Annotated in this window: 9 protein-coding genes; 8 read left to right on the top strand and 1 reads right to left on the bottom strand. The window is 74.6% G+C overall.

Going from position 1 to position 12,084, the window contains the following annotated elements:
- Positions 1-137 precede the first annotated feature (137 nt).
- The 8 genes from kdpF to CLV34_RS12710 all read left to right on the top strand — a co-directional run bounded on the left by kdpF (position 138) and on the right by CLV34_RS12710 (position 11,534).
- A complete protein-coding gene (gene kdpF, locus CLV34_RS12745; protein WP_100350684.1) occupies positions 138-230 on the top strand; it encodes a K(+)-transporting ATPase subunit F in 93 nt (30 codons plus the stop codon).
- A gap of 4 nt (positions 231-234) precedes the next feature.
- Positions 235-1,914, top strand: a complete 1,680-nt coding sequence (kdpA, locus tag CLV34_RS12740; RefSeq protein ID WP_100350683.1) for a potassium-transporting ATPase subunit KdpA — start codon at positions 235-237, stop codon at positions 1,912-1,914.
- On the top strand, positions 1,911-4,169 hold the full coding sequence (kdpB, locus tag CLV34_RS12735) for a potassium-transporting ATPase subunit KdpB (RefSeq protein ID WP_100350682.1): 2,259 nt from the start codon (positions 1,911-1,913) through the stop codon (positions 4,167-4,169). The genes kdpA and kdpB overlap by 4 nt, the downstream gene beginning before the upstream one ends.
- A 74-nt stretch (positions 4,170-4,243) precedes the next feature.
- Positions 4,244-4,912 (top strand): potassium-transporting ATPase subunit KdpC, encoded by a 669-nt coding sequence (gene kdpC, locus CLV34_RS12730; RefSeq protein ID WP_100350681.1) that lies wholly within the window; start codon positions 4,244-4,246, stop codon positions 4,910-4,912.
- A 47-nt stretch (positions 4,913-4,959) separates the two neighbouring features.
- Positions 4,960-7,587, top strand: a complete 2,628-nt coding sequence (locus CLV34_RS12725; RefSeq protein ID WP_100350680.1) for a DUF4118 domain-containing protein — start codon at positions 4,960-4,962, stop codon at positions 7,585-7,587.
- On the top strand, positions 7,584-8,291 hold the full coding sequence (locus CLV34_RS12720) for a response regulator (protein ID WP_100350679.1): 708 nt from the start codon (positions 7,584-7,586) through the stop codon (positions 8,289-8,291). Before CLV34_RS12725 ends, CLV34_RS12720 begins: the two co-directional genes overlap by 4 nt.
- A 31-nt stretch (positions 8,292-8,322) precedes the next feature.
- Positions 8,323-10,014: a SpoIIE family protein phosphatase gene (locus CLV34_RS17225; RefSeq protein WP_100350678.1), complete on the top strand. Its 1,692-nt coding sequence runs from the start codon at positions 8,323-8,325 to the stop codon at positions 10,012-10,014.
- A 65-nt stretch (positions 10,015-10,079) separates the two neighbouring features.
- On the top strand, positions 10,080-11,534 hold the full coding sequence (locus CLV34_RS12710) for a DUF2252 domain-containing protein (protein ID WP_100350677.1): 1,455 nt from the start codon (positions 10,080-10,082) through the stop codon (positions 11,532-11,534).
- Here the strand turns inward: CLV34_RS12710 and CLV34_RS12705 are convergent.
- Entirely contained in the window at positions 11,489-12,070 is a 582-nt protein-coding gene (locus CLV34_RS12705) for a universal stress protein (RefSeq protein WP_100350676.1), read from the bottom strand. The genes CLV34_RS12710 and CLV34_RS12705 overlap by 46 nt on opposite strands.
- Positions 12,071-12,084 lie beyond the last annotated feature (14 nt).

Here is a 12,084-nt window from a genome sequence, read left to right as displayed (position 1 = left end):
GGGCGCGATCCGAGAGGTGCACCAGCTGCCATGGCTGACCTGCTCTACGTCCTCGTCACGGTCGGGTTCTTCACCGCCGTGGCGCTCGTCGCGCACCGGCGCCCCCGCGCCGCCCGCCCCGAGATGCAGGACCACCGATGAGGGCCGAGGACTCGGTGGGGCTCGTCGTCGCCGCCGCGCTCGCTGTCTACCTGTTCGTCGCGCTCCTCCGCGCCGACCGGACGAGGTGACGGCGTGGGAACCTCCACCACCGCCGAGGTGTGGTCCGCCGCTGCGACCCTCGCGACGCTCCTCGTCGTGCTCGCGGCCGTCCACGTACCGCTCGGCAACTACATGGCGTGGGTCTACAGCGCACCCCGTCACCTGCGCGTCGAACGGGCCGCCTACCGGGCCGCGCGCGTCGACCCCGACGCCGAGCAGACGTGGCGCGGGTACCTCTTCTCGCTGCTCGGCTTCTCCGCGGCGTCGCTCCTCGCGCTCTACGCCCTCGGCCGGCTGCAGGCCCTCCTGCCGCTGAACCTGGGCTTCACGGGTCTCGACCCCGCCGGCGCCTGGAACTCCGCCGTCTCGTTCGTCACCAACACCAACTGGCAGTGGTACTCCGGCGAGGCCGCTGCGGGGCACCTCCTGCAGATGGCGGGCTTCGCCGTCCAGAACGTCGGCTCGGCGGCCGTCGGGCTCGGCGTCGCCATGGCGCTCGTCCGCGGGTTCGCGCGCTCCGGCACCGACGCCCGGGTCGGGAACTTCTGGTCGGACCTGGTGCGCGGCGTGCTGCGCATCCTGCTGCCGATCGCGTTCGTCGCCGCCGTGCTGCTCGTCGCCGGCGGCGTCATCCAGAACTTCCTCCCACACACCGAGGTGACCACCCTCGCGGGCGGCTCCCAGAACGTCCTCGGCGGCCCGGTGGCCTCGCAGGAGGCCATCAAGGAGCTCGGCACCAACGGCGGCGGCTTCTTCAACGCGAACTCGGCGCACCCCTACGAGAACCCGACCCCTTGGACCAACCTCCTCGAGATCTTCCTGCTGCTCGTCATCCCGTTCTCGCTGCCCCGGACCTTCGGGGTCATGGTCGGCGACCGGCGCCAGGGCTGGGCGATCCTCGGCGTGATGGGCGCGATCTTCCTGACGTCGGTGGCGCTGCTCACCTGGGCCGAGGTCGCCGGACCGGGCGCCGCACCCCACGCCGCGGGCGCTGCCATGGAAGGCAAGGAGACGCGGTTCGGCCTCGCCGCGAGCGCGCTGTTCGGGTCCGCCACCACCCTCACCTCGACCGGCGCCGTGAACTCCCTGCACGACTCGTTCACCGCCCCCGGCGGCGGGATCACCCTCGTCGACATGATGCTCGGGGAGATCGCTCCCGGCGGAGTCGGCTCCGGGCTCTACGGGATGCTGATCGTCGCGATCCTCACCGTGTTCCTCGCCGGGCTCATGGTCGGCCGGACCCCCCAGTACCTCGGCAAGAAGATCGGGCAGGGCGAGATCACCCTCGTCGCCCTCTACGTCCTGGTGACGCCGCTGCTGGTCCTCGTCGGCACGGGGGTGTCCGTCGTCGTCGGGCCGGGGCTCGCCGGGCCGCTCGCGACCGGGCCCCACGGCCTGTCCGAGGTCCTCTACGCCTTCACTTCCGCGGCCAACAACAACGGCAGCGCGTTCGGCGGCATCACCTCCGGCACGCCGTACTACGACACCGCGCTCGGCATCGCGATGCTCGCCGGCCGGTTCGTGCCCGTCGCGCTCGTCCTCGCGCTCGCCGGACGGTTCGCGTCCCAGGGGAAGACTCCCGAGACGCGCGGCACCCTGCCCACGCACACCCCCGTGTTCGTGGGGCTCGTCGGCGCCGTCGCGGTCGTCGTCGTGGCGCTCACCTTCGTCCCTGCCCTGTCCCTCGGTCCTGTTGTGGAGTCGCTGTCATGAGCGCGTCCGTCGTCACCCCTCCGTCCGCCGGCGCGGATCTCCCGCCGGACGCGGCGTCCGGCACGCCGCACGCCCCCGTCCCCACGGACCGCCGACCGCGGGCGCTCAGTGCGGCCCTCCTGCGCAGCGCGCTGCCCGCGGCGTTCCGCAAGCTCGACCCCCGGGACATGTGGCAGACGCCCGTCATGTTCGTCGTCGAGGTCGGGGCCGTCCTCACGACCGTGCTGGCGGTCGTGCACCCCGGCGTGTTCGCCGGGGTGGTCGCCGTGTGGCTCTGGGTCACCGTGCTGTTCGCGACCCTTGCCGAGGCCGTCGCCGAGAGCCGCGGGCGCGCCCAGGCCTCCAGCCTGCGCGCCACCCAGCAGCACACCGTCGCGCACCGCGTCCTCGGCACCCCGGACGAGCTCCGGTACGGCAGCCGGCTCGCCGACCGCCCCACGGCCGACGTGCCGTCGTCGACGCTCGACGTCGGCGACGTCGTCGTCGTGGCCGCCGGCGAGGTGGTCCCGGGTGACGGCGACGTCGTGGAGGGCGTGGCGTCCGTCGACGAGTCCGCCATCACCGGCGAGTCCGCCCCCGTCATCCGGGAGTCGGGCGGCGACCGGACCGCCGTCACCGGCGGGACGACCGTGCTGTCCGACCGGATCGTGGTCCGCATCACCGCACCCGCCGGCCGCACCTTCGTCGACCGGATGATCGCGCTCGTTGAGGGGTCGCAGCGGCAGAAGACGCCCAACGAGGTCGCGCTCAACGTGCTCCTCGCGTCGCTGACCATCGTGTTCCTCGGTGCGGTCGCCACGCTGCAGCCCCTGGCGATCTACTCCGGGTCGCGGCAGTCGCTCGTCGTCCTCGTCGCGCTGCTCGTGTGCCTCATCCCGACGACCATCGGCGCGCTCCTGTCGGCGATCGGCATCGCCGGCATGGACCGGCTCGTGCAGCGCAACGTCCTCGCCATGTCCGGGCGCGCCGTCGAGGCCGCGGGTGACGTCGACGTCCTCCTGCTCGACAAGACCGGCACCATCACCTACGGCAACCGGCGTGCGAGCGAGCTGATCGCCGCCCCCGGCGTCCCGGACGCCGAGCTGGCCGACGCCGCGCGGCTCGCGTCGCTCGCCGACGAGACGCCCGAGGGTCGCAGCATCGTCGAGTTCGTCGAGCGTGGCGCCGACCGCTCTCACGCCGGCCAGCCCGCCGGGGTGGACGACGGCGACGACCCGCTGCTCGGCGCGACCCTGGTCGCGTTCTCCGCGTCGACCCGCATGTCCGGGGTCGACCTGCCGCTGTCCGACGGCGGGGTACGGCGCCTGCGCAAGGGTGCCGCGGCTGCGGTGCACGCGTGGGTCCGGTCCACCGGCGGCGAGCTGCAGCCCACCTCCGCGCGGGGTGCGGCGGCAGCGCCGACGGGGGCGGCCGCCGCGGTCGACGCCGCGGTCGCCGACGTCTCCGAGCGTGGCGGGACACCGCTCGTCGTCGCCGAGCAGCAGGTCGACGCCACGGGGTACGAGCAGCCCGCGCGGCTCCTCGGCGTCGTGCACCTCAAGGACGTCGTCAAGGAAGGCCTCGTCGAGCGGTTCGCCGAGCTGCGCGCCATGGGCATCCGCACGGTCATGGTCACGGGCGACAACCCCGTCACCGCGCGCGTCATCGCGGCCGAGGCGGGCGTCGACGACGTCCTCGCCGAAGCCACGCCGGAGGACAAGCTCGCCCTCATCCGCCGGGAGCAGGCCGGTGGCCGGCTCGTCGCCATGTGCGGCGACGGCACCAACGACGCCCCCGCGCTCGCGCAAGCGGACGTCGGCGTCGCCATGGCGAGCGGCACCACCGCCGCGAAGGAGGCCGGCAACATGGTCGACCTCGACTCCGACCCGACCAAGCTCATCGAGATCGTCGCGATCGGCAAGCAGCTCCTCATCACCCGCGGCGCCCTCACGACGTTCTCCATCACCAACGACGTCGCCAAGTACTTCGCGATCCTGCCCGCCATGTTCGTCGCCGCGTTCCCGCAGCTCGGCGTGCTCAACGTCATGCACCTGCACAGCTCGCAGTCCGCGATCGTGTCCGCCGTCGTGTTCAACGCGCTCGTCATCGTCGCCCTCGTGCCGCTCGCGCTCCGTGGGGTGCGGTACCGGCCGTCGTCCGCCGCCGCGCTGCTGCGCCGCAACCTGTGGCTCTACGGCCTCGGCGGGCTGGTGGTGCCGTTCCTCGGAATCAAGGCGATCGACGTCATCGTCTCCCTCGTCCCCGGGTTGCGGTGAGCGCCACCCACCCGCCCCGGCGCACGCACCGCGTCCGCGCCCGCCCGTCGCACACGAAAGACCGGAGAACCCTGATGTCCTCGTCCGTCCAGACCGCAGCCGTGGCCCAGCCCCCGGCCGGCCGCGCGCTCGCGTCCTTGTGGCGCAGCTCTGTCGCCGGCCTGCGCATGCTCGTGCTGCTCACCGTCGTCCTCGGGATCGCGTACCCGCTCGCGGTCGCCGGCGTCGCGAGGATCGCGTTCCCGTGGCAGGCCGCAGGGTCGCTCGTGACCGCTGACGGCGACCACACCACCTCCCGGTCCGACGCTGTCGGGTCGGTGCTCATCGGCCAGGACTTCGGCGTGCCGGACGAGGGCGCGCAGTGGTTCCACGGGCGCCCGTCCGTCGCCGGGGACGGGTACGACACCCTCGCGTCCGCGGGGTCGAATCTCGGGCCGCTCAGCCCCGACCTCGTCGCCGCGATCGACGAGCGCCGCGCCGCCGTCGCCGCTGCCGACAGCGTCGACCCCGCGAGCGTCCCCGCCGACGCCGTCACCGCGTCCGGGTCGGGCCTCGACCCCCACGTCTCGCCTGCCTACGCCGACGAACAGGTCGCGCGCGTCGCCACCGCCCGCAGGCTCGACCCCGCCACCGTGCGCCGCCTCGTCGCCCAGCACCTCGACGGACGCACCCTCGGGTATCTGGGCGAGCCTCGCGTGAACGTCCTCGCCCTCAACCTCGCGCTCGCACGGCTGGGGGCATGAGCCACGCTCGCACGGCTCGACCTGTGACGACGGGCGAGGATGGGGGCATGTCACCAGGCCACGGGTCGGGTCGCCTCACCGTGTACCTCGGTGCGGCGCCCGGCGTCGGCAAGACGTTCAAGATGCTCGACGAGGCCCGCCGACGACGCGCCCGCGGCACCGACGTCGTCGTCGGGCTCGTCGAGACCCACGGCCGCGACGAGACGGCCGCAGCCGTCGGAGACCTCGAGGTCGTGCCACGGCGGACCGTCACCCACCGCGGCGCCACCCTCACCGAGCTCGACGTCGACGCCGTCCTCGCCCGCGCGCCCGAGGTCGTCCTCGTCGACGAGCTCGCGCACACCAACGCCCCCGGGTCCGACCGCACCAAGCGGTGGGAGGACGTCCACGTCCTGCTCGGTGCCGGCATCGACGTCATCACGACCGTCAACGTGCAGCACCTCGAGTCGCTCGGCGCGGACGTCGAGGCCATCACCGGGGTCGTGCAGCGGGAGACCGTGCCCGACCGCGTCGTCCGGGACGCCGACCAGATCCAGCTCATCGACCTGTCCCCGCACGCCCTGCGGCGCCGCCTCGCGCACGGCAGCGTCTACCGGCCCGAGCAGATCGACGCGTCCCTCGCGTCCTACTTCCGCGAGGGGAACCTCACCGCGCTGCGCGAGCTCGCCCTGCTGTGGCTCGCCGACCGTGTCGACGACGCCCTCACCCGGTACCGCGACGACCACGCCATCACCGGGACGTGGCCCGCGCGCGAACGCGTCGTCGTCGCCGTCACCGGCGGCCCCGAGGGCGCGACGCTGCTGCGCCGCGGGGCCCGCATCGTCGAACGGGCTGCCGGCTCGGAGCTGCACGCCGTCCACGTCCTCGCGACCGACGGGCTGCCTGGGCCGCCCGCCGGCGCCATCACCGCTGCCCGCCGGCTCGTCGAGTCCCTCGGCGGGACGTTCCACACCGTCGTCGGGGAGGACGTCGCGTCCGCCGTCGTCGACTTCGCGCGCGGTATCAACGCGACCATGGTCGTCGTCGGGACGTCCCGGCACTCGCGGTGGCGGGAGGCCGTCGTCGGGTCCACGGGCTCGCGCGTCGCCCAGCTCGCCGGCTCGATCGACGTGCACCTCGTGACGCACGAGCGCGCCCGGTCTGAACCGCTCGTCCGGGGGCGGTGGTCCGTCCTCACGCGACGGCGCCGCGTGGCCGGGTGGATGCTCGGGCTCCTGCTGCCCGTCCTGCTCGTCGCGCTGCTCGGCATCGGCGACGGCGTCGACCTGTCCGTCGACGTGCTGCTGTACCTGGTCGGCGTCGTCGCCGTGGCGCTCGTCGGCGGGATGTGGCCCGCGCTCGTGTCGGCCGTCCTCGCGTTCGCGTGCCTCAACTGGTTCTTCACGCCACCGACCGGACGGTTCACCGTCGCGTCGACCGAGAACCTCGTGACGCTGCTCGTGTTCGTCGTCGTCGCGGCGTCCGTCGCGGCCGTCGTGGACGTGTCCGCACGCCGCGCCGCCGAGGCGTCGCAGGCGCGCGCCGAGGCGAGCACGCTCGCCGGGCTGTCGCGGTCCGTGCTCGCGGGGGAGGACTCGGCGTCCGCGATCGTCGAGCGGCTCGTCGAGACGTTCGGGGTGCGCGCCGCGCGGCTCGAGGAGCGGTCGAGCGCGGACGGGCGGTGGGAGGTCGTCGCGTCGGCGGGGGCGCTCGCGGTGGCGTCGGCGGGCGCGGGGACGCCCGCTCCGCGTGCGGATCGGCGCTTCGCGTCCGCCGAAGCGCACGCGAACGGACCTTGCGTAGGCGACGCTGCGGGGGGTGGCGGGGAGGGGTCGGTCGTGGACGTCGACGGGGCGCGGCGGCTCGTCCTCGTCGGCGACCCGCTGCCCGCCGCCGACCGGCAGGTGCTCGAGGCGTTCGCCGCCCAGGCGGGCGTGGTGCTCGAACGTCGCCGCCTTGCCGCGCAGGCGTCGCGCGCCGCCGCCCTCGAGGAGGCCGCCGCCGTCCGGCAGGCGCTGCTCGCCGCGGTGTCGCACGACCTGCGCACCCCGCTCGCCTCGATCCGGGCCGCCGTGGACGGCCTCACGGCAGAGGACGTCGACCTCGACCCGGTCGATGAGGCAGGGCTCGTCGCGACCGTCGACGAGTCCACGGCACGCCTCGAACGGCTCATCGACAACCTGCTCGACCTGTCCCGCCTGCAGGCCGGCGGGCTCGCTCCGACGCTGCGCGCCGCGTCGCTCGACGAGGTGGTGCCGCTCGCGCTCGAACAGCTGCCCGCGGGTCGCGTCGAGCTTCTCGTCCCCGACGACCTGCCGCTCGTGCGTACCGACCCCGGCCTGCTCGAACGGGTGGTCGCGAACGTCGTCGGGAACGCGGTGCGGTTCCAGCCGACGGCCAGCCCGGTGCAGGTGACCGCGTCCGCCGACCGCACCCACGTCGAGGTGCGGGTCGTCGACCGGGGACGTGGCGTCCCCGACGACCAGAAGACGCACATGTTCGACGCCTTCCAGCGCCTCGACGACTCGTCGCCCGGGGGCCTGGGCCTGGGGCTCGCGGTCGCGCGCGGGCTGGCATCGGCGGCGGGCGCGACACTCGTCCCGGAGGACACCCCGGGCGGAGGCCTCACCATGGTCCTGCGGCTCCCCCGCGCGGACCGCGCCGCACCAGCCGCCGGAGAGAAGGGCGACGCATGACCGAGACCGGCAGCGGCACCGACGGGCGGCGAGTGCTCGTCGTCGACGACGACGCCGCCCTCGCGCGCGCGCTCGCGATCAACCTGCGCGCCCACGGGTGGGAGGTCGCCACCGCCGCGACGGGCCGCGATGCGCTCGACGCCGTGGCTGCGGTCCACCCGGACGTCGTGGTCCTCGACCTCGGCCTGCCAGACGTCCCGGGCCTCGACGTCATCGCGGGGATCCGCGGGTGGAACCGGGTGCCCATCGTCGTCCTGTCGGCGCGCCAGCTCGGTGACGACAAGGTCGACGCCCTGGACGCGGGCGCGGACGACTACGTGACCAAGCCGTTCGCGATGAACGAGCTCATGGCGCGGCTCCGGGCGGCGGTGCGCAGAGGGGCGCCCTCGGGCGACGACGACGAGCCGGTGGTCACAGCCGGTGCTCTGCGCGTCGACCTGGCCCGCCGCACCGTCGCGCGCGCCGGCGTCGAGGTGCGGCTCAGCCCGACCGAGTGGTCCCTGCTCGAGGTGCTCGTCCGCCACCGCGGACGCGTCGTGGGACGTGAACAGCTCCTGCACGAGGTGTGGGGGCCGTCGTACGGGACGGAGAGCCACTACCTGCGCGTGTACGTGGCGCAGCTGCGCCGCAAGCTCGAGGACGACCCCGCGGCACCGCAGCACCTCATCACCAGCCCGGGTGTGGGGTACCGGTTCGAGGCGTGAACGGTCGCATCGCCCCCGTATCCTGACGGCGATGTCCGAGCACTGGTTCCACGAGGCCACCCGCGGCAGCGCCGTCGGCGCAGAGGCCCGCGACGTGGCGTGGGAGAGCACACCGCTCGGCCCGCCCGAGGGCTGGCCCGCACCCCTGCGGCAGGCGGTCGAGCTCTGTTACTCGACCCGGTTCCCGGTGATGCTGGTGTGGGGCCCCGACCTCACCCTCATCTACAACGACGGCTACCGCGACATGCTCGGCACCGAGAAGCACCCCGCGTCTCTCGGTGCGTCGGCCCGCACGGTCTGGGCCGAGATCTGGGACGACGTCGGCCCGCTCTTCGACCAGGTGCTGACCACAGGCGTGCCGACGTGGACCGAGGACATGCCTCTGTTCATGAACCGGTCCGGGTTCGTCGAGGAGACGTCGTTCACGTTCTCCTACAGCCCGCTGCGCGACGACGACGGCATCGTGCGGGGCGTGCTCGACATCGCGACCGAGACCACGGACCGGGTCCGCGCGCTGCGACGGATGACGGCGCTCGAGGCGCTGCACGCGGCGTTCGCGGGACGGGTCGACGGGCTCGACCGGCTCGCGGAGGCGCTGGTCGGCGCGCTCGCGGGGAGCGGCGACCTCGCCCGTGCCACGGTCTACCGGGTCTCAGGGGACCGGCTCGAGCCCGTCGCGCACACCGCCGACACCGCGGTGGACGCGCGGGGGCGGGCGCTGCTCGACACGGCGCTCCGGACCGGACGGACCGCGGTCCAGGAGCCGCTGCTGGCGGCCGCCCTGGGCGCCGGCCACGGACGGCCCGCGATCGGCGCGCTCCTGCTGGAGGGCTCGCCCACGCAGCCGTTCGACGACGCCGCCCGGCACTTCCTCGAGCTCGTCGCCGCGGTCGTCGGCACGGCCGTCGCCGAGTCCTCCGCGCGACGCCGGCTCGTCGGTGAGCTGCGCGACGAGGTCGTCGCGTCGGGCGCCCGTGCGGACGGCGCGGAGCAGGAGGCCGCGCGGGCCCGTGCGGCGTCGCTCGCGCTGCAGCGCGCGATGCTCACCGTCCTCCCCACGGTCGACGGCGTGACGTTCGACGCGTTGTACGTCCCTGCCGTCCATACGGAGGACGTCGGCGGCGACTGGTACGACGTGCTCGAGCTGCGCGACGGCACGACCGCGCTGGCGGTCGGTGACGTGACCGGGCACGACCTGCACGCGGCGGCGGTCATGGGACAGCTCCGCTCCCTGCTGCGCGCCCTCCTCTGGACCTTCGACGACCCGCCCAGCGTGTCCGTCCGCCGCCTCGACGAGGTGAGTGCGGGCACCGGCCTGGGTGCGGTCGCGACGCTCGTCGTCGCGCGGCTCGGCGCCCCGGACGACGACGGCTGCCGCCGGCTCGTCTGGTCCAACGCCGGGCACCCGCCGCCCATGGTGCGTCGGGCGGACGGCACGGTCGAGGTGCTCGACGACCGCCACGGCGCGCTGCTCGGGCTGGCGTGGGCACGGGAACGCCGCCAGTCGGAGACCGTCCTGCGGCCGGGCGACACCCTCGTGCTCTACACGGACGGCCTGGTCGAGAGCCGTCGGGAGACGATCCTCGACGGGTTCCGGCGCCTGGCGTCGGCCCTGTCGGCGTCCGACGCGCCCTCGCCCGCGGGCCTGCACGCCACGCTGGCGCCGAGCACCGCCGAGGACGACGACGTCGTGGTCGTGACGGTCGCCCTCTCCGCCCGCTGACGGCTCCGCCCGCTGACGGCCCCGCCCGGCGCGCCGAGGCCGGACCGTCGTCGTACGTTCCACGTATGACGACGACATCGTCCGACGACGCGACGCCCCCCGCCGCACCCGCCCGGACCCGTGAGGAGAGCGCCGCGACAGGTCGCGCGGCCCGTTCGGCCGTCCCGCGTCGGACGCTCGGGTCGGTCGACCTTGCGCGCGACCGCGACCCCGTCGGGCTGGTCCTCGGCCAGGACGAGACCCGCGTCCCCGAGCTCGTCCCGGTCCGGCACGAGCGCATGGCGGTCTCGCCGTTCACCTTCTTCCGCGGCGCGGCCCTGCCCATGGCCGACGACCTGGCGACCGCGCCGTCGCCCGGACTCACGGTGCAGCTCTGCGGCGACGCCCACCTGTCGAACTTCGGGATGTACGCGTCGCCCGAGCGGCGGCTCGTGTTCGACCTCAACGACTTCGACGAGACCCTGCCGGGACCGTTCGAGTGGGACCTCGAGCGCCTCGTCGCGAGCGTCGCCGTCGCCGGGCGCGAGAACGACCTCAAGCGCAAGGAGCGCCGGGCGGCCGTGCTCGCGACCGTCGCCGCGTACCGCACGGGGATCCGCCAGCTCGCGGCGATGCCCGTCGTGGACGTCTGGTACGCGCACCTCGAGGTCGAGGAGGCCATCGCGCAGATCCGGACGTCGCTCGTGCGCCGGGACCAGAAGCGCGTCCGCGCGAGCGTCGCGAAGGCGCGCCGTCGGGACGGCGTGCAGGCCGTCACCAAGCTCACCGAGGTCGTCGACGGACGCCGGCGCATCGTCGCGGACCCCCCGCTGGTGGTCCCGCTGGAGGACCTCGCGTCGGTCCTCGACCCGGCGCTCGTGGACGCCGTGCTCCGCGACGTCGTGCGGGGCTACACGGCGACGCTCGACCCCGACCCGCGATGGCTCGTCGAGCAGTTCGACCTGGTGCAGGTCGCGCGCAAGGTCGTCGGTGTGGGCAGCGTCGGCACGCGCGCCTGGATCCTGCTCTTCGAGCCCCACGACGGGATGGCCCCGCTGCTGCTCCAGGCGAAGGAGGCGGGACGGTCGGTGCTCGCCGGGTACCTCGGGGAGAGCGAGTACGAGCACGCCGGGCGGCGCGTCGTCGAGGGCCAGCGCCGCATGCAGGCCGTGAGCGACGTCCTGCTGGGGTGGCACCGCACCGACGGCTCCGCAGGGCAGCGGCCGGCCGACTACTACGTCCGTCAGCTCCGCGACTGGAAGTTCGCGGCCGTGGTGTCCCAGCTCGACGCGAAGGCGCTCGCCGTCTACGCGGGGCTCTGCGGACGGACCCTCGCGCGGGCCCACGCCCGCACGGGCGACCGGATCGCGATCGCCACGTACCTCGGTAGCAGCGACACCGCGGACCAGGCGCTCGCGGACTTCGCGGAGGAGTACGCCGACGTCACCGAACGCGACCACGCCGCGTTCGTGGCACGTGCAGGGCTGGTCGACCGTCAGGGTGCGGGGGAGGGCGTCGCAGGCGGCGCGACGGCGGGGTGAGCGCGGACCGGCCCAGCTGGGCGCGGTGGGTCGACCTGCGGGTCGGCAGGCAGCGGCGGCAGACGGTCCGCACCGTCGGGCGCGCCCTCGGGCCACACCAGCAGGACGGCGCACGGCGCGTGGTCGACGACGAACCGGCTCGCCACCCCGAGGCTGTGCGGGCCTAGCCGGCGACGGTCGCCGTCTCGAGCGCAGACGAGCAGGTCGGCGTCGTCGCACGCGGCGACGACCTCGCGCTCGAGGGCACCACGCCCGGTGACGGTCCGCGCGTCGCGCCGGACGGACCCGCCCGCGTCGAGCCGGGCCGCCGCGGCGTCGAGGAGCTGTCGTGCGGCGTCGTGCAGCGGGGTCGGGTCGGCGTCGTGCACCCCTCGGCCGAACAGCCCGACGGGCGCCGCGGTCCACGCCTCGGCGGTGCCTGGGTCCTCGACGTGCAGCAGCACGACCTCGTCGGGGCGCCGGTCGCGCACGACGTCGCGGGTCGCGTCGACGCATGCCTCCCAGGTGCCCTCGGTGAGCCAGGCGACGACCTTCACTGCACGCACCCCCG

The organism is Luteimicrobium subarcticum (assembly GCF_002798015.1).
Taxonomy (GTDB): Bacteria; Actinomycetota; Actinomycetes; order Actinomycetales; family Cellulomonadaceae; genus Luteimicrobium; species Luteimicrobium subarcticum.
Note: the sequence above shows the minus strand (reverse complement) of the source record. Positions and strands in the feature narration are given on the sequence as shown.

Coding starts and splice junctions, on each gene's coding strand:
- kdpF (WP_100350684.1), top strand. CDS start 138: ATGAGGGCCGAGGACTCGGTGGGGCTCGTCGTCGCCGCCGCGCTCGCT.
- kdpB (WP_100350682.1), top strand. CDS start 1,911: ATGAGCGCGTCCGTCGTCACCCCTCCGTCCGCCGGCGCGGATCTCCCG.
- kdpC (WP_100350681.1), top strand. CDS start 4,244: ATGTCCTCGTCCGTCCAGACCGCAGCCGTGGCCCAGCCCCCGGCCGGC.
- CLV34_RS12725 (WP_100350680.1), top strand. CDS start 4,960: ATGTCACCAGGCCACGGGTCGGGTCGCCTCACCGTGTACCTCGGTGCG.
- CLV34_RS12720 (WP_100350679.1), top strand. CDS start 7,584: ATGACCGAGACCGGCAGCGGCACCGACGGGCGGCGAGTGCTCGTCGTC.
- CLV34_RS17225 (WP_100350678.1), top strand. CDS start 8,323: ATGTCCGAGCACTGGTTCCACGAGGCCACCCGCGGCAGCGCCGTCGGC.
- CLV34_RS12710 (WP_100350677.1), top strand. CDS start 10,080: ATGACGACGACATCGTCCGACGACGCGACGCCCCCCGCCGCACCCGCC.